This window comes from Mycoplasmopsis agassizii (genome assembly GCF_002272945.1).
Lineage (GTDB): Bacteria > Bacillota_I > Bacilli_A > Mycoplasmatales > Metamycoplasmataceae > Mycoplasmopsis_B > Mycoplasmopsis_B agassizii.
Map to the genome: position 1 here is coordinate 534,620 of NZ_NQMN01000002.1, position 17,522 is coordinate 552,141.

Here is a 17,522-nt window from a genome sequence, read left to right on the forward strand (position 1 = left end):
TTTATATTTATTCTTGAACAAACCCCAGATAGGATCAAAATTGGTTCTATTGTACTCTTTAATTTATAAATTTATATATATTCTTTTCTAATATATTCCCGCTTTCAAAGCGGGTTCTTTTTATGCTTTAAACTTAATTTAAAGCATAAAAAAATAGCAAAAATTTTGCTATTTAAATGTTCTTAAGTTGCCAAAGCAGAAATTTGTTTACGTTTTTTAATTACTTGATAAATTAAATAAGCAGCAGGAATTACTATTAAAATTAGGTTCAAAATTAAGAAGGTTGTAAACCAAATTTTTCTCGTTCTGCTTACTCATTTTTGGCTAGTTTCAGTATCAGCTAGCTGTGATTTTGCAAAAAAACTTTCAATATCCATTTTGCGTTTTTTTCTAACAAGAAAAAAAACGATGTGAGTCACAATTCAAGCAAGTAGAATTGTGACAAATAAAGTTACTACTAAATCAGGATCAATAAAAGCATTTTTAATTCAGATATTTCAAGTTATTGGTAAGTAAACACCGCCAGGTTCACCAATTGATCAATCAGCATTTTTTAATCCAAAAAGAATTGCTACAAATAAACCACCAAATCATAATAAGTGAATTGTGATTCAATTATGGTTAACTTGACCAACGATTAAACGCTTATATAAATTATCAATATAAGCAGGTGAAGAATAGTCTTCATTTTTTAAATTATTGCGATATTGTTCCATCGATCTTTTGATCGAACTAAAATCAATAGCGACTGAAATTATTTTTGCAAAAGCTGCAAAAATAACTAAGCCAGTGATAATATAAATGGCTATTAAAGGCTGTAAAGTCGTATTTTCAGCGACATTAATAGTTAATTCTTGTTTAATAGTTGGTGTTAGTAATAAATCAGGGCGAATAGTATTAACAATAATTATGGCAGCCATAGTCAGAATAACCATTGATAAAGCGACCATCATGAAAACATCAAAAAACCTTTCAAAACGAAAAACTCGATATAGTCCGTTAGGAATAATCTCGTTGGGAGGTTTTTGAAAAGTAGTTGTTTCAAGATAAATCTTTTGCATCTGTTCACTAGGTGTGATGATGTTAACGGTTGAAGTATCATTGAGTGGTTTGATGTTCATAATTTTAATTATAGCAAAAGCGCGCTAAAGAAATTTTTATAAATTATTTTGTAATTTATAAAAAAAGCAGATGATTCATCTGCTTTGTTTTTGACTTGTTTAAAAAACTATTTTTTAGTGTTTATGATTTTTATGCGAAGCATGGTTATGTTCCGTTTTATTAGGAAACATTTTACGCTTAATTTTTCTATAAGCAGTTCTGAAAGGGTTGAAAGTACTTTCGGTATTAAATTTACATGTTGCATCAAAAGGTGTGTAGAAGAAAGTTTTTTCACTCGATTCAATTTTTGTACCTTCTTCAGCCATTTTGAAGATTCCTAAGTTCAATAATCTTGATCCTGGTTTTACTTTGAACTTAATTAATAAGTAGTAAAGTCCTGGTAAGAATAAGGCTCCTGATAATCAGTTACCTAGAGCACTTGGGAAGAAGTTAATGTAAATTGCCCTTCCAATTCACTCTCCTGGTTCGGTTAATCAAGGTGCAACTCTGTCATTTGATAAAATTGCGAAAGCAAACACGATTGCATTTGAAACTACTAAGTTAAATCCTGTAAGGACAAATAAACCAAAAGGCAACATAATAATAGCAATTTTACCAACTGGGTTACTTGTTGCAAGTGAAGCTCAGATCATTCCAGCAACAATAATATTTGCAGCAAAAGAGTTACCAATTACCATTCATCATTCTGTTTCAGTTTTTGCTTCCACAATAAAAGCGATCACCTTAATATCTCTAGCGTTAAAGACATTTCCTCATCACATTACAAAGGCGATTAAGAAACCTCCCATCACATTAGCGATTAAAACAATTAATCATTTTCTAAACATTGTTCTAACTTTAATAACTTGTGAAAAGACAGCGATCATATTAATGCTATCGCTAGCAAATAGACTACCACCTAGAAAGACTATTAAAACTACTCCGATTGGTAGCATGAATGATGCTAATAAAATTCCCCCAGGTTCAAAAGCAATTTGTTTTGCAGCACCTGCTGATGCTGCTAAAGCGATGCTTTCGGGAGTTAAAAATTGGGCTGCAACTTTAATATAGCCAACATAAGCAAGTCCCATGTAAACTGTACCAAGGATTCCCATGATAACAATTCTTCATCAGACCATTGTCGCTTTTGCTGTCGAATAGTTTAATGCATTGTCAAAATTATCTTTATAATTATGCATATAATTTCCTGTTCAAATTAATATATAAATTGTAGATATTCTAAAATATATACATAATCATATTAGCACTATAGCAGGCTGATAATTACAAATAAGGAGAAACTGCAAAAAATATGAAAAAAACCACTCAAAATTTCACAGAAAGAGAGAAAGTAGAGATACTACACCAGTTTTTTGAGAAGAAATTGAAGATTTCTAAGAATAAAATGCTTACTTCGGCTATAACTAACTCTCTTTTAAACCTAATCTCGACTGCAATCAGTCTAATCATCTTAGTTTTAGCGATAGTAGCACTAATTTTTATTGTTAATAAACGTAATTCTTTAACTGCTGCAGATATTTCTGCAATTGAACGCAGTGCTTTTGTTGTTAATTTAGGAATTAGTTATACGGATGCCATCCAACTTTCAATCATTACTTGTTCATTTATCATAATAAGTTTTTTTATAAACTTTTTTGTTCAATTTTTTACAATCAATCAAAAATTTAAAAACTACCGTGGAGTCAATCGTGAATTATCTTACTTTTTAACTCACCTAAAATACGATTCAGATTATAAAGTTGAGCAATTTATTGAAGACTGTAACCAAACAATTGAATACTATTCTAAAAAGAAATTTTTAACTTTTAAACAGTTCATAATTAAAAAAATGAAAAGGGAACTATAATGAATTATTTTTTATTTTTCGAAGGCTACTATAAAAAAAGTAAAACTCACTTACACGTTTACAGAATCTTATTTTATCTGATGAACATCATAAGTTTTTTACTAATCTTTTATTCAGCAGTTATTTCTGTTTTACATTTAGCAGCAGTTACATCTTTAGGTTCATCTGCTCTTAGAACTGCAGCAGAAGGAAGCGCTTTAACAGAAATAGATAATAACTATAATAACGCTTTAATTCATCTTAGAAATTCAATTTCAATAGGTGGAGCAAATACAAGTTCATATCCTATTTTTACTGCAATTATTTCTGCTGCTTCATCAGCAATAATTGGTATGGTTGCTTTTTTTAGTGTTAATGATAAATACAAAAAAGCAAAGGTAAGAATTAGAGAATTGGAATATGAAAAAATGCTTTATGATTTAAATTTAGCAGAGTATTCTGATCCTAATACAAAAGACAAAAATCTTTATGAAGAGACAGTTAGAATAGTTAATTTTATAAGTGTAAAAATTACAAGACAATCAAAATTAAGAAAGGAAAATAATGGCTAATATAATGAAGTTTTTATTTAAAAATAATGATGAAAATTCATTATTAAATAAAGACCCTAAAAGAAAAGATGCTTATCAAAAATACGAAGCAATTAGAGCTATAAATGAGAAAAAAGAAAAGCGATCTAAAAATACATTTTTAGCACTTCGTTTTTTGCAATTGTTTTTAAATTTTTCCTTGCTTATTTTGAACTTATTACAAATAAGATATAACATTTTTCCTGTTGAAACAATTGTCTTTTTTATAGCAATTACAATCATGTTTGCGTTAATAACTTTTGTCGATTCAATCATATCTTTATTTGCTTTTAAAAATAGTATTAACGTTTTACAAGAAGAGAAAAAGTTAGCTGAATTAACTTTAAGTGATATCAAAGGAAACAACTATCCCCAAGAAATTGTTGAGATTTATGAGAGCATAGTTGAGACCCAAAATAAAAACGATACTGAATTATAAAAATTTTAAAAATTATGGGCTAAATAATATAAAATTATTTAGCGCCGATATAGCTCAGGGGCAGAGCACATCCATGGTAAGGATGGGGTCGCTGGTTCAATTCCAGTTATCGGCACCATATCTAAACTATCGGTAAAACCGTGTTTTTAGACCAAATATAAAAAATAAACTTTGCTTGAAACAAAGTTTATTTTTTTACTCTTCAATTGAAATTGTGATATGAAATTTTCCGATTTCATCACCACGAGTACTTAATAATTCATATTTGAATTCGAAAAAGTTTTCTTCTTTATTGTATTCTTTCATGAAAGTTACAATTGGCATAAACTTATTTTCAACAGGATATTCATTATCAACTGTTTCATCTAAAACTAGTTGAATCGAAGAAGGTCCTGCGATAATTAAAATTTCTTTTTCACCAAATTCAAAGCGATTTACAATCTTTCTTTCAGGGTCAATAAATTCAATTACTTTAGCTCCTTCAAATTCATCTTCTTGCAATAAAGGTGCTTTAAAAGCGACTTCAAAATCATTACCATTTTGAACGAAATTTGATTTAAAATTTACAGTCATTTTTTAATAACATTTTTAATAAATGTTTCTCCATATAAATAAATTGAATTAGCTAATTCAGGACCATGTTCTTTAAAAGTAAAGGCTCTTCTAATGCTCATAAATAAGGGCTTTCCTTTTACATTTAAAAGTTTAGAAGTTAAGTCAATTGCTGACTTAATATTTTCATTTGTAAATTCAGTTTCAGATAAAAATTTAGCAAATGTTTTAATGACTTTTATTTCATCATCATTAAATTTTTGATCAACAATTTTTGGGTCTAAATATTCTCTTAATTCATCTTCAATTTGTTTCACAGTAACCATGTGTGGTTTATGAATTTTGACAAAAATTTCTAGTCAATTATCATCGTTTTTTAAGTGTCTTAATTTTTCAATAATTAATTCATCATCTTCTTTTTGTCAGTATTGTTTTGAAAATCAATTCATCTTTTCAATATCAAATTTAGAAGGTGATTTTGATAAACGTGCAGGGTTAAAATCTTTAATTAAAGTTTCATGATTCATCACTTCTTTGGCATCAGGATGAGTTCAACCAAGCAGTGCTAAAAAGTTAAAAATTCCATCAGGATGATAACCTTCAATTTTATAATCTTCGATAAATTGTTTTAATGATGTATCTCTTTTTGAAAGTTTTTTTCCATCTTCATTTGTGATAATTGTTAGGTGTCCAAAGTTAGGGTGCTTTCATCCTAAAGCATCATAAACCATTAATTGTTTAGGTGTATTTGTAATATGTTCTTCACCACGAAGAACATCAGTAATAGCCATATCATGATCATCGATTACAACTGCAAAATTATAAGTTGCAATCTTATTACTTTTAATAATTACTCAATCACCGATATCATTTGAATCAAATGATATTTCTCCTCTAACTTTGTCATTTCATCTATAAATAATATTTGGTTTTGAAACCAAGCGAATTACAAATTCGTGTTTAAGATCTCGTTTTTGCTTTTCTTGATCAGAAATTTTTAATCAGTTGCGATCATAACGGAATGAAGCAAGTCCTTTTGCTTCTGCTTCTTGTTTTTGTTTTTCAAGTTCTTCATCAGAATCATAAGCTTTATAAGCTAAACCTTCTTGAATTAATTTTAAAGCTATTTCATAATATCTATCAAATTTTTCACTCTGGCGATAAGGTGCATAGTCAGGATTAGGTTTTAAAGGTGATTCATCAGCTTCAATTCCTAATCATCTTAAATTATCAATTTGTGAGCTTTCGCCGTTTTCAACATTTCGTTCAATATCAGTATCTTCAATCCTGATAATAAAGTCACCGTTTTTATTTTTTGCATATAAATAAGCAAAAAGGGCAGTTCTTGCCCCACCAATATGAAGGTAACCTGTCGGTGAAGGGGCGTATCTAGTTCTAATTTTTTGCATGTTCAAATTTTAGCACATAAGTATATAATAGAGAATAACTATGGAAAAATCAATGTACAACTCGCTTAAAGAAATTTATAGCAAATATCAAGAATTAAACAAACTCTTAGAAGATCCTGAAACTGTCAACGACATTAAAAAATATAATAAAGTTTCTCGTGATCTAGCTAACTTAAAAGATATTGCTGATACTTTCAGCAAATATCTAGATTATGAAAAGAAAGTAACTGAAGCAAAAGAGATTCTGGAAATCATGGATGATCCTGAATTAATTGCTTTAGCAAAAAAAGAAATTACTGAATTAGAACCTCAACTTGAAACTCTAACAGAAGAATTAACGATTCTTTTATTACCCAAAGATGAAAGGGATAGCTTAAACGTTTTAATGGAAATTAGGGGCGCTGCAGGTGGTGATGAAGCCAATATTTTTGCAGGTGACTTATTTGACATGTATAAAAAATGAGCAGTCAATAACGAAATGAATGTTTCAGTGATTGACAGAAGTTATGCAGCAAATGGTGGCTTTACACTAATTTCCTTATCAATTTCGGGTGAAAGAGCCTATTCAAAATTAAAATTTGAATCAGGTGTGCACCGTGTGCAACGCATTCCAGTAACCGAAACTCAAGGAAGAGTTCATACTTCAACTGCAACAGTTACTGTAATGCCTGAAATTGATGATGATATTGAAATTGAAATTAATCAAGCAGATTTAAGAATTGATACTTATCGTTCATCAGGTCCAGGTGGTCAATCAGTTAACACAACTGATTCAGCTGTTCGTATTACACATATTCCTACAGGTGTTGTTTCTGCTTCGCAAGAGGGTAAAAGTCAAATTGCTAATAAAGAATTAGCAATGAAACTTTTAAAATCAAAACTTTATGATTTAGAGCTTAGAAAAAAACAGGAAGAAGAAAATAAATTTAGAAAATTAGCAGGTTCAGGAGCACGTAGTGAAAAGATTAGAACTTATAATTATCCTCAAGATCGTGTAACTGATCATCGCATTAATTTTAGTTCATCTTTAAAGTCAATTATGTCAGGTAAATTACAAATGATTATTGATAATTTACTTGCTGAAGAAAAAGCAGAATTAATTAAAGAAGCAAATTTATAATGGATCGTAGGCAATTACTTTTACTAGAAAAAAGGCGTTATCAACTTGAAGAAAAAATTTCTGAAAAAGAATTAAAAATGTTAGAAGATAATGTTCCTATTCAAAAAATTATAGGTTATCTAGAAATGGCAAATGTGACTATTAATTTAGATCATCATGTTTTAATTCCTAGATATGAAACTGAAGAATTAATTCTTTTAATTAAAGAAAAAATTAAAACTCTTAATTCAATTTTAGAAATTGGAACAGGTTCAGGTTTTATTGCATTAGCACTTGCTAAAATTTATTTTAATGCTTTAATTGATGCAGTTGATATTAGTGATGAAGCAATAAAACAAAGTCAAAAAAATTCACTTTTAAATGACATTAAAAATGTGCATTTTTTTAAAAGTAATGTTTTTGAAAATGTTTCAAAAACATATGATTTAATTGTTGCAAATCCACCTTATTTAATTTTAGAAGATATCCCTGATAAAACTATTTTAGATCATGAACCTGAAGTTGCTTTAATTGCAAAAGATGATGGTCTAGATGTTTATAAAAAAATTTTAAAAGACTATGATAAATATTTAAATAAAGGTGGTTGATTATTTTTTGAAATTAATCACAGACATAGCAATTTTTTTGTAAAATTTAATTTTAAAACTGTAAAAGATATTAACGGCAAAATTAGATTTGCTTATTATCAAAAAGGTGCTGATGCTTAAAATTTTGAACGCTTCATTTAAATTACAAGATCAAAAAAATAATGTTTTAAAAAACATTAATTTTGAAATTGAAGAAGGACAAATAATTGCTATTGCAGATCGCAAAACTAGCGGTGAATCCGACTTTTTGAAGATCTTTTTGAAAGAATTAATTTTAAGCGAAGGTTTTATTTCTTACAAAGGACATGACTTTGAAAAGTTAAGTAAAAATGTCAGACTAGAGTATTGAAAAAGTATTCACTATTCATCTAATTTAACTTATGCATTAGAGTATGAAACAGTTTATGAAGAACTTCAAAGATGAATCCCTAAAACTAAAACTATTCAAAAATTTTTTAGGTTAGTTGATGATGAACAAGACCGTAAAATTTATGATGTTTTAACAATGGTAGATTTAATTCCGAAAACATTTGCAATTACAAAAACATTAGATCCAACTTCACGTGCAAAACTAGAATTAGGACAACTCTTAATCAGTGATAAAACATTTATTTTAGCAGATGATCCAACTTCATATATTGATTCAACTTTGTCATCATGATATGTGGAAATGGTAAAAGATTATTGTCATAAAAATAAAGCAACAATGATCTTTGTTTCACGTGATTTAGATTTACTTAGAGATCATTTTGATAACTTTTATTACCTAGATAATCGTAAATTAAGAAAAGCATCTAAAGCTGAATTTTTAAAATTAATTGAGGAAAATAAAATCTAATGAGGACAAAAGAATTTGTTCTTAATTTCTTCAAAAGTAGAAGGCGAAATCATAACTTAAGAAGGGGTATCTTTTTAAGTGTTTTTGTAATTACTATTATTTTAGTAATAGTAAGTTTTATTGTAAATAAGGCAGAAATTTCACGAACAGGAATTAGTGAATTTTTTTATTCTTTTGAACAGATGGGAGCCTTATCAAATTCATCTGATTCATCTTCTAATTTATTTTTTAGTAGTTGATATTTTATTATCATTACACTTTTATATAGTATTTCAGGAACATTTTTAGGTTATGTTTTTGCCTTCTTTTCAGTATATTTAGCAGCCCAAAATTTACAAAGAAAAATAGTTTCAAATATTACTAAAACATTTATTTATGCAAAGATGTTATTGCCTTTTATTTTAATTGCTTTCTTATATTCAAAGCAACTTAATCCATTTTTAGGAACAATCTTTTTTGTCTGATGAGTTAGTTGAATTTATCTTCATAATTCGCTTTTACCTATCATTGAAAAAGTTGAAGTAAGAAAGTTTTATTCACAAACATTGAAGTTAGAAAATAGTTTTATTGTCTATTTAAAAATTCACCGCTATAAAGCTTTTGAAATCTATGTTCAAATATTTCAAAGAATAGAATGAATGACAAGATTTACTTCATTTATGCCTGTTTTAGGAGTTATCCATGCAGCCGATTTAGTAAGAGGTTTTGTTTCTGGAGAAAACAAAAACTATGCAGTTGTCGGAGTACCTTTAATTATTTTACTCGTGGCATATGTTCTGCTTGAATTAGCAATTATCAAAATAGTTAAGTGGGGATTATTTAGACAAAGAGATGACTTGCATTTTCAAAATATAAGAAGAAAATTAATTAATGTGCAAATTATTGAATTCTTTATTTTTTCATTTTTCTTAATTACAACTTTTGCTTGTTTAATCTATGGCTTTCATACGACTACAACTGATCAATGAGCAAATTATTCTTATTCAGTTTCAACTATTTTTAATGCTTCATCATGAGATAACTTTAATATTGAAACAGTTGCAACACATATTTTTTCTGCTTATTCACAACTACTTGCTTCAATTGCAATTGCATTAATTTTTGGAACACTTTTTGGAATTTTGATTTCAAAACAAACTAAGACAAAATATCTAAGAAGATTTTTAAAATTAATAGTTTACTTTTTTAGAGTAATGCCAACAGTTGTTTTATTCTTTTTAATTAGACCAATTTTTACTAATACTTTTACAACAGCAATTTTTGCGATTGCAATTGTGCAGTCAAACGTATTAGCAATTGCAATTAGAAATGCAATCGATGGTTTTGATGAAAATAAATTAAAAAACATCAGAATTATCAGGCGTGGTTTTAATAGATTATATGTAACTTATTATTATGTTTTTCCTAGCATAAAACATGTCATAGTCTCATGAGCAGCACCAGTTATTATGTATGAAATGTTTCAGCAATTTACAATCATGTCGCAGTTTCAAGCATCCTATATTGGATTAACTTATTTAACTGCAGGTGCAGGCGATCCAACTATTTTAAATAATGCTTTACCTCAAGTTGTTACTTTTGCAATTGGCGCATTAGGTATTATTTTAATTGGAAAAGGTATTTCATATTTCTTTAAAAACAAAACTTTGAAAATGCCTTTCCACAAGAATACTTATACAAGAGAATTCTTCTTTGAAAAACCTTATTAATATTTTTTAAACTGTAGATTAGTTTTTAAAACATTTACGTAGTAAATTGATTAATCTAAAAATAATCTAAAAGTGCCTAAAACAGGCACTTTTCGTTTACTTTTTTATTTTTATAAAACTAATTTATAAAAATAAGGTTGTTCAGATTATTTTAAAAAAGTTTTTAGAATTTTTTAAAAATCGCTATCATTAGTAGCATGAACAAACAAATTTTAAATAGTGATAACGGAAATAGAGTGTGATACAAACACGAATTATTTTCGATATCAAGTTGAAATCTGAAATTTACTGTTACAGATTTATTAATTTTATTTTTTTCTTTATTTGGTTTTATATGAACCATGACAAGAGCAGCGATGCCTCCTGTTGTAAATAATTTACAACATGAATTACAACAACTAGTAGGACAAGGTTATAGTTTTTTACACTTTACTACTCAGTCAAATTTAATCCTAGCAATCGCCATGTTTATTCTAATTTTTAGAAAAACAAATACTTCATATAATTGATATTTTGCAGCAGTAATTTGAATTTCAATTACCTTCATAATTTATTGATTATTACTTTCATGAAATAGTACAAACTGAAAAATTGCTTTATCAGCAGTTGATAGTTTCTTAACACATTTTCTATTTCCAGTTTTTGGATTTATAGTTTTATTTTTTGTAAGAAAAGAATTTATTGTTTTAAGAAAAACTAGAATCATGATTCCTTTATACTTAACTGCATATTATATTTTTATGATCATCATGGCTTTTTCAACTTTAAATAATCCTACTTTAGTTGCAAATCATGATCAAGCAATCGCTGATTTAGGAGCAAATGCATCTGATCAAGACATTGCAAAAGTAAATAAAGAATATCTAACTTATGTAGTAGTTTATGGATTCGCAAATCCATTCCAACCTTTATATATTAGTTCTTTAGGTTCTTCTGAAACTGCAGGAAAAATTGTTGGAAGAGTAGCTCTACATTTAATAATGGTTTCTTTAATTTATATTTTACCTGCGTTTATTACACTATTTTTTGTTGGTGCATATTCAATCAAACATTACCGTTTATTTAAGAAAGAAAAAACTGATAAACGCTTTAAAGTTTGCAAGTTCACTAAGAAGGATGAACTAATTTTAAACCAGATTTCATTCAGAAAAGCAAACAAAAAAATGCCTGCTTAAAATCAGTCATTTTTTTATATAATTTTTAGTTTTAATTTATAATTAAAACCAAGATAAAATAAAAAATTTTCAAATTTAAAAAGAGGAAAGAAATGAATAACAAAAAGCAATTTTTTAATCAATACGGGCAACCTGTTGAACAACCTAACGTAAACAACCAAATGAATCAATCACAGGCTTACCAACAACAGCCTCAAAATTTTTCACAAACCCAATACATTAGAAATCAACAAGCTCAACAACCACAGTTCCAGCAACAAGGTCAATTCCCACAACAACCACAACCTTATGCTCAACAAGGTCCACAACCACAACACCAAACTATGCAGCAACAATTTGATTTTGTACCACAAAATCAAGTTCCTGTAAGTCAAGCTCAACAACCAAATCAAGTGCCTACTCAAACATGAACTTATGCACAACCTAATCCAAATCAAACTCAACAAGGTGATTTTCAAAATCAACCACAAGTTTTTGATAACCAAAATCAGCAACAACACGGACATCATCATGCAACTGTAAGTCAAACTTATACAACAAGACAACAAGCACTTACTACAACTCAAATGTACATGATGACTTCACCATTTACCTACCCTGATAATAATCTTGTTTACATTCCACCTAAACAACAAGCACCTGCACCAGTTCAACCAAAACCTCAAGTTGTGGAGCAAGAATTTCGTTTAGATGTATCTCATTTACCAATGCCTTTAAATCCACTACCAAATAGTAATTCAAACGCATACTACAACGAATTTCATAAAACTGGTTACATTCCTGCACCTAATCCAAATCCTGAAAGACAACCAAATCCATTCTTTCAACAGCAATATGTAACTCAACAATTTGACTTTATGCCTGAAACAAACCAAGCACCTAAGTCACAAATTCAAGTTAAAATTGCTCAGTTAGACCAATTACTAGCAAACAATATGATCACTCCTGAAGCATATACAAAACGTAAACAAAGCCTAATTGACCAAGAACTAAATGGTGATTTCTAATACCTAAAAGCCCCTAAAATGGGGCTTTTTCATTACTTTTAAGTAATAAAAAACTAGTTTTAGAATCTCTAAAACTAGTAATTTATTTTGGTGCAAAGTTTGCAAATGGAGGCACCAACCGGACTCGAACCGGCAGTCAAGGTGTTGCAGACCAATGCTTTGCCATTTAGCTATGGTGCCGTAATAAAAATCTTACTTGATTTTTGCGTAAAATTCATTATTTTTTATAATCTTTGCAACTCCAGATTTTTTATGATTAGGGCCAACATAGTCAACTAGCTTTAAAAAAGATTCATTTGAATCAGCCATTGCAATTAGTTTACCAACGTAGTTTTTAGCACTATAATCATTCATGGAATCACCGATATGGACTGCATTTTCTTTATCAATTTGGTGTTTTTGCAAAACATATTCAATTGCTAAACCTTTAGATGCTTCTTTACTTGTGATTTCAATCACACGATCTTTATAACTAGTTGCAATTGAAATATCTAAGTTTAAGGCTCTTAAATCAGTAACTATTTTTTGAATTTTTTTCTTTGAAAAAGAAAAAATATTGTACTTATGAACAACAGGATAAAAAGTGTTCAAGGCTTTCATTGGTAAAATTTTCGTTCCGATTAGAAAAAATAGTGGATATAAGTAATATTTACCAGTGTGAACTCATTTTTTAATCAGACTATTTAAGACAACAAAGGGTTTAGTTTTCATAAAGTAGTTATTTAAAGCATTAACTGCTTCAAGCGAGATTCTTGATTCTTTAACGATTTTGCCATCTATCATGATGATGGCACCGTTCATAAAAATTGCGTCCTTAACATTAGTTGAATTAATAATTCACATCGTGTTAATTGTCATGTTGCGACCTGTAGCAAAAATTACTTTTTTACCTTGCTTTAACGCCTGCCTGACACTTTGTTTATTTGCACTTGAGACATTTTTATGTCCTATGTCGACATACGTACCATCTAAATCAATAAAATATGCTTCAATTTCTTTCATAAATATCTATTATAAATGATATACCTCATTTATAATGATAAAGTTAAATTAAAGTTAAAATATGTAAGGAAACTTATGATCAAATATAAAAAAGATATCGGAATTATTGGCTTAGGGCGTTTTGGCTCATCAGTAGCCAAACAACTACGCAGTATGCAACGTTCAATTGTTTTAATTGATAACGATGAAATTAATTTAAGACCTTGAGCAAATCAAGTTACATCAGCTTATATTGCTGATGCAACTGATATTGAAGCCTTAAAAAAATTAGGAGTGCATAACTTAGAAACAGTAATTGTTGCTGCTCCTGATAATATCGAAATTGTTGCTTCACTACTTGAAATTAATGTAAAACATATCATTGCTCGTGCCACAAGCATTAAACATGCTCGTGTTTTAAAACAAATTGGTGTTGACCAATATGTTTTACCTGAAGAAGAAGCTGGGATCAGAACAGCACTAATTGCAGGTAGCGATAGTTTTATTAAATATAGTAAAAATATGACCGAAATGGGTGGAGGTTTTGTGATGACCTCGACTCAATTATTTAATAATAAAATTGAAAATAAACCAGTTAAAGAACTTAACTTAACTAAAAGAGGAATTAGTATCGTGCTAATTAAATCAGGTGGTGTAACTAAGATACCTACTGGTGATACGATATTAAAAAAAGGTGACTTAATCACCTTAATTGGACCTCTTGATGTAATCAATGACATCTTTGAAATCTTTAATAAAGAAAATCAAGCAACTGCTAAAAGCAATGAATTCAAGGATACAGTTGAGTAATTTTAAAATGAAAAAACTGTTAATGCGGGGATGATAAAACTCAAGGCATAAGCAGATAAAAACCAAATATTTAAAACCATATTTTTATATGGTTTTATTTTTGAATAAACTAGAAATAAAGGAATAGTGAATAAAGCGTATCATTGCACAGTTGACATAGTTTGTAAAAAACCGATGAATACAACAGAAATAATTACAAAAAGAGCAATAAAAGCCATTTTAAAGAAGATAAATCAGTTTTTTGAATCTAATTTTCTTGCATAATAAAAACTAAAATATGAAGCCAAAATCAATAAATAACCATAAGTTGTATAATCAATCGAGATGTTTAATAAACTACTATTAACAAATACATTTGTATTCATAAAGTCAATTAGTAAAAACGGAATTAGTAAAATCAAAGCTAAAGCAAAACCTGCAATATTATTTTTATAATGAACATAGCCCACCAAAGTTCCAAAAAATAAGGTGAACATGATATTAAAATAAAAAGGACCTAAACCAGTATTTCGATTGACTGTAAAATAAAAAATTATTATAAATAATTGGATTACGATACCGATTACTAAGAACCTAAGCACATAATAAAGTTTGCGATGCGAAAAGTTAACTCCAACTCCTGCTAAGAAGGCAAAAATTGGAAAGGCCAATCTACCGACTATTCTAAATCAGGCTTCGCTAGGTCTAGCAATTAAACCTGCATGATCGATAAACATTGTAAAAACTGCAATTCAGCGTAAGACATTTGAAGATAAAAATTCTCAACTAAAATTGGTTAAATCAAACTTAATTAAGTTTTTAGTTGAACTCAAAAAAGCCACTTTAAAGTTTTGATTAGAAGCTTTTAGTTTTTCACTTCAAGATTTTTTATTATTCAGATTGACATTTGACATAAAATTAATTATATTGTTTTTTGTTAATATTGACTGAATTTTAATTTTTTGTAGCCAAAAAATTACTCCAAAAATGGCTTTAAAAAAATCTCAATTTTTTTATTTTGTTCTGGCAAAAGTGTATATAATAAAAAGGCTAAAAAATAGCATCTCTTCAAGCAATCTTGCCGATTTAGCTCAGTGGCAGAGCAGCTGGCTGTTAACCAGTTGGTCACAAGTTCAAATCTTGTAATCGGCGCCATGGCCTATTGGTGAAGCGGTCAACACACATGGTTTTCATCCATGCATTCACGGGTTCGAGTCCCGTATAGGTCACCATTAATGGGGGTTTAGCTCAGCTGGGAGAGCAACAGCCTTACAAGCTGTGGGTCGTGGGTTCGAGCCCCTCAACCCCCACCATTATGCCGACTTAGCTCAGCAGGCAGAGCAACTGACTTGTAATCAGTAGGTCGTAGGTTCGATTCCTATAGTCGGCACCATATAGCGTTAAGCTACCATCTCTACAAGCGCGAGTGGTGAAATTGGCAGACACGCTGGTTTTAGGCACCAGTGCTTTGCGGCGTGAGGGTTCAAGTCCCTCCTCGTGCACCATATCATTTATAAAATGACCATAACAAAAGCAACCTGAAAAAGGTTGTTTTTTTATTTTTGATTTGCAAAAATTACTAGTAAAAAAGTGGTGCTACTTTTTTGCACTTTGTCATTTTTCTTTATTACTAAGGTGAGATAAAGGGAGGTTATCTCAAGGATCTTTAAATAAAAATAAATAAGGAAAAATATGATTTTATATAAATTTGGCAAAATTGTCCACCAAAATGGTGAAAATATTATTTACGAAGCGGCAGAAAATGCCTATTCAATTAAGGTTAATCCTAATTCAAAATGAGCTCTAGATGTTTCAAGTAAGTTATACATTTATGAGCATCGCACTGAGTATAGTGAACAACTTTATGGTTTTAAAACCTTTAGAGAAAGAGTTTTATTTGCTGATTTAATCAGCATCAGTGGCATTGGTCCTAAAATTGCTTTTTCAATTTTAAATGAAGGTTGAGAAAAAGTTGCAGCGATGATTGTTGAAAAAAATATTGACTTACTTTCAGTCATTCCCTATGTCAATGCTAAAGTTGCTAGCACAATTATTTTCACATTAGAAAAGAAAATGCTGAAAATGATTGACCGTGAAAATGCTCGTGAGCAAATTAATGTGATGACTGCTTCACAACAAGAAATTAATGAATTAGAAACTTCATTAAAAGTTTTGGGTTACCAAAAACGGCAGATCAAATACGCCCTTGATCATATCGATGCAGGAGGTAGCCTTGAAGAATTAATTGAAAGAGCAATTGTTGCAATTAGCCAAGCACCAGAATTTAGAAATTAGACCAACATCTTTTAAACAATATATTGGTCAAGAAAAAATTAAAAACACATTAAAAATTATGATTGGATCTTCCCAGATTCAAAATAAAGTATTGCCCCATATTTTATTATATGGGGCGCCAGGTTCAGGAAAAACTACGCTTGCAAATGTGATTGCAAAAGAAAGTGGGATGAAGATTTATTACTCACAAGGTTCTTTATTTGAAAAGAAAGCAACCTTATTGAGTGTTTTGACAGCAATTGAAGAAAATACAATCCTTTTTATTGATGAAATTCACTCTTTACCTAAAAATATTGAAGAAATGCTCTATTCAGTAATGGAGGATTTTGTAATTGATATTGTCTTAGGTGTGGATAGTAATTCTAAAGTTGTGAGAATGAAAGTTAAGCCATTTACTTTAATTGGAGCAACTACAAAATTAGAAATAATTTCTAAACCACTGCGTGACCGTTTTGGCTTTTTAAGCAAAATGGTGACTTATCAACTTAGTGATATTAAGAAAATTATTAAGAATAATGCAAAAATTATTAAGATCGATTTAGACGAAGAAAATATTAATTTTATTGCAGAATATTCACAACTTACACCAAGAATTGCTAACAATTTACTAGCAAGAATTAAAGACTATGTAGTCTTTAATAACCTTGAAAATTTGAATCATAAAATCTTGATGAAGATTTTTGATTATCTAGGTCTTTATGAATTTGGTCTGAATGAAGAGCACTTAAAATACTTACAAACACTGAGCGAAAGTTTCAAAAACAAATATGTTTCACTCGATGTTTTGGCAGGTCTTTTGAATAGTTCTAAAGAAAGTATTACTCAAGAAATTGAGCCTGCACTTTTAAATTTCAAACTAGTTAATAAGACAATTCGTGGTCGACAACTAACACAACAAGGAGAAAAATACTTAGAAAGAAATCTCTCTAAACAATAATTTTTTCTATTAAACATCACTAAGTTACTTAACCTGACGTACAAAACATCAAAAAGTTAAAAAACTTTTAACATCTAAACTATTTCTAGAAAGACAAATTTCTTTCTAGAAGCAGTTTTTCATTAGCAAAAATCTTAATTTTTGCAC

18 protein-coding genes and 7 tRNA genes are annotated in these 17,522 nt (G+C 29.2%); 18 read left to right on the forward strand and 7 right to left on the reverse strand.

What is annotated here, in order from left to right; all coding sequences use genetic code 4:
* Nucleotides 1-182 precede the first annotated feature (182 nt).
* Together CJF60_RS04785 and CJF60_RS04790 are read right to left on the reverse strand one after the other, a co-directional pair.
* The gene (locus CJF60_RS04785) at nt 183-1,121 is read right to left on the reverse strand and encodes an MSC_0882 family membrane protein (RefSeq protein ID WP_084232254.1); all 939 of its coding nucleotides are present in this window, start codon (nt 1,119-1,121) and stop codon (nt 183-185) included.
* 114 nt (nt 1,122-1,235) lie between these two features.
* Nucleotides 1,236-2,300 carry a formate/nitrite transporter family protein gene (locus tag CJF60_RS04790; RefSeq protein ID WP_084232253.1) on the reverse strand — a complete coding sequence of 355 codons (1,065 nt, stop codon included), beginning with the start codon at nt 2,298-2,300 and terminating at the stop codon, nt 1,236-1,238.
* Nucleotides 2,301-2,413: 113 nt separating this feature from the next.
* Between CJF60_RS04790 and CJF60_RS04795 the strand changes: the two genes are divergently transcribed.
* The 4 genes from CJF60_RS04795 to CJF60_RS04810 all read left to right on the forward strand — a co-directional run bounded on the left by CJF60_RS04795 (nt 2,414) and on the right by CJF60_RS04810 (nt 4,094).
* On the forward strand, nt 2,414-2,968 hold the full coding sequence (locus tag CJF60_RS04795) for a hypothetical protein (RefSeq protein ID WP_084232252.1): 555 nt from the start codon (nt 2,414-2,416) through the stop codon (nt 2,966-2,968).
* On the forward strand, nt 2,968-3,519 hold the full coding sequence (locus CJF60_RS04800) for a DUF4231 domain-containing protein (RefSeq protein WP_084232251.1): 552 nt from the start codon (nt 2,968-2,970) through the stop codon (nt 3,517-3,519). Before CJF60_RS04795 ends, CJF60_RS04800 begins: the two co-directional genes overlap by 1 nt.
* The gene (locus CJF60_RS04805; protein ID WP_084232250.1) at nt 3,512-3,976 is read left to right on the forward strand and encodes a hypothetical protein; all 465 of its coding nucleotides are present in this window, start codon (nt 3,512-3,514) and stop codon (nt 3,974-3,976) included. Before CJF60_RS04800 ends, CJF60_RS04805 begins: the two co-directional genes overlap by 8 nt.
* A 43-nt stretch (nt 3,977-4,019) precedes the next feature.
* Nucleotides 4,020-4,094: transfer RNA gene (locus CJF60_RS04810), tRNA-Thr, on the forward strand.
* A 77-nt stretch (nt 4,095-4,171) separates the two neighbouring features.
* On the opposite strand, the gene CJF60_RS04815 is transcribed toward CJF60_RS04810, so the two are convergent.
* Both CJF60_RS04815 and gltX read right to left on the reverse strand, forming a co-directional pair.
* The gene (locus tag CJF60_RS04815; protein ID WP_084232249.1) at nt 4,172-4,549 is read right to left on the reverse strand and encodes a hypothetical protein; all 378 of its coding nucleotides are present in this window, start codon (nt 4,547-4,549) and stop codon (nt 4,172-4,174) included.
* Nucleotides 4,540-5,937 carry a glutamate--tRNA ligase gene (gltX, locus tag CJF60_RS04820; protein ID WP_084232248.1) on the reverse strand — a complete coding sequence of 466 codons (1,398 nt, stop codon included), beginning with the start codon at nt 5,935-5,937 and terminating at the stop codon, nt 4,540-4,542. The genes CJF60_RS04815 and gltX overlap by 10 nt, the downstream gene beginning before the upstream one ends.
* A gap of 40 nt (nt 5,938-5,977) precedes the next feature.
* Between gltX and prfA the strand changes: the two genes are divergently transcribed.
* The 6 genes from prfA (at nt 5,978) to CJF60_RS04850 (ending at nt 12,373) form a co-directional block, all read left to right on the forward strand.
* On the forward strand, nt 5,978-7,057 hold the full coding sequence (gene prfA, locus CJF60_RS04825) for a peptide chain release factor 1 (RefSeq protein ID WP_084232247.1): 1,080 nt from the start codon (nt 5,978-5,980) through the stop codon (nt 7,055-7,057).
* Nucleotides 7,057-7,764, forward strand: coding sequence for a peptide chain release factor N(5)-glutamine methyltransferase (locus CJF60_RS04830; protein WP_084232246.1), 708 nt, complete (start codon nt 7,057-7,059; stop codon nt 7,762-7,764). Before prfA ends, CJF60_RS04830 begins: the two co-directional genes overlap by 1 nt.
* Nucleotides 7,757-8,482, forward strand: a complete 726-nt coding sequence (locus tag CJF60_RS04835) for an ATP-binding cassette domain-containing protein (RefSeq protein WP_084232245.1) — start codon at nt 7,757-7,759, stop codon at nt 8,480-8,482. The genes CJF60_RS04830 and CJF60_RS04835 overlap by 8 nt, the downstream gene beginning before the upstream one ends.
* On the forward strand, nt 8,482-10,191 hold the full coding sequence (locus tag CJF60_RS04840; protein WP_084232244.1) for a hypothetical protein: 1,710 nt from the start codon (nt 8,482-8,484) through the stop codon (nt 10,189-10,191). Before CJF60_RS04835 ends, CJF60_RS04840 begins: the two co-directional genes overlap by 1 nt.
* 197 nt (nt 10,192-10,388) lie before the next feature.
* Nucleotides 10,389-11,366, forward strand: coding sequence for an MAGa3780 family membrane protein (locus CJF60_RS04845; protein ID WP_095279155.1), 978 nt, complete (start codon nt 10,389-10,391; stop codon nt 11,364-11,366).
* Nucleotides 11,367-11,458: 92 nt separating this feature from the next.
* Nucleotides 11,459-12,373, forward strand: coding sequence for an MMOB4860 family gliding motility internal complex protein (locus CJF60_RS04850; protein ID WP_084232242.1), 915 nt, complete (start codon nt 11,459-11,461; stop codon nt 12,371-12,373).
* A 106-nt stretch (nt 12,374-12,479) separates the two neighbouring features.
* Here CJF60_RS04850 and CJF60_RS04855 read toward each other — a convergent pair.
* Nucleotides 12,480-12,553 (reverse strand) — tRNA-Cys (locus CJF60_RS04855).
* A gap of 12 nt (nt 12,554-12,565) precedes the next feature.
* Nucleotides 12,566-13,375: an HAD-IIB family hydrolase gene (locus tag CJF60_RS04860; RefSeq protein WP_084232241.1), complete on the reverse strand. Its 810-nt coding sequence runs from the start codon at nt 13,373-13,375 to the stop codon at nt 12,566-12,568.
* A gap of 75 nt (nt 13,376-13,450) precedes the next feature.
* On the opposite strand from CJF60_RS04860, the gene CJF60_RS04865 reads away from it, so the two are divergent.
* A complete protein-coding gene (locus tag CJF60_RS04865) occupies nt 13,451-14,164 on the forward strand; it encodes a potassium channel family protein (RefSeq protein WP_084232240.1) in 714 nt (237 codons plus the stop codon).
* A gap of 2 nt (nt 14,165-14,166) precedes the next feature.
* Here the strand turns inward: CJF60_RS04865 and CJF60_RS04870 are convergent, their stop codons facing one another.
* Complete coding sequence (locus CJF60_RS04870) at nt 14,167-15,057, reverse strand: TraX family protein (RefSeq protein ID WP_084232239.1); 891 nt, start codon at nt 15,055-15,057, stop codon at nt 14,167-14,169.
* Between the two features lie 166 nt (nt 15,058-15,223).
* Here CJF60_RS04870 and CJF60_RS04875 point away from each other — a divergent pair.
* From CJF60_RS04875 to ruvB, 7 genes are all read left to right on the forward strand, one after another.
* Nucleotides 15,224-15,298 (forward strand) — tRNA-Asn (locus CJF60_RS04875).
* Between the two features lies 1 nt (nt 15,299).
* A tRNA-Glu gene (locus CJF60_RS04880) sits at nt 15,300-15,375 on the forward strand.
* 5 nt (nt 15,376-15,380) lie between these two features.
* A tRNA-Val gene (locus CJF60_RS04885) sits at nt 15,381-15,456 on the forward strand.
* A 4-nt stretch (nt 15,457-15,460) separates the two neighbouring features.
* A tRNA-Thr gene (locus CJF60_RS04890) sits at nt 15,461-15,536 on the forward strand.
* A gap of 27 nt (nt 15,537-15,563) precedes the next feature.
* A tRNA-Leu gene (locus CJF60_RS04895) sits at nt 15,564-15,648 on the forward strand.
* Nucleotides 15,649-15,835: 187 nt separating this feature from the next.
* The gene (gene ruvA, locus CJF60_RS04900) at nt 15,836-16,438 is read left to right on the forward strand and encodes a Holliday junction branch migration protein RuvA (RefSeq protein WP_084232238.1); all 603 of its coding nucleotides are present in this window, start codon (nt 15,836-15,838) and stop codon (nt 16,436-16,438) included.
* On the forward strand, nt 16,401-17,375 hold the full coding sequence (gene ruvB / locus CJF60_RS04905) for a Holliday junction branch migration DNA helicase RuvB (protein ID WP_306765464.1): 975 nt from the start codon (nt 16,401-16,403) through the stop codon (nt 17,373-17,375). Before ruvA ends, ruvB begins: the two co-directional genes overlap by 38 nt.
* The last annotated feature ends 147 nt before the right edge of the window (nt 17,376-17,522 follow it).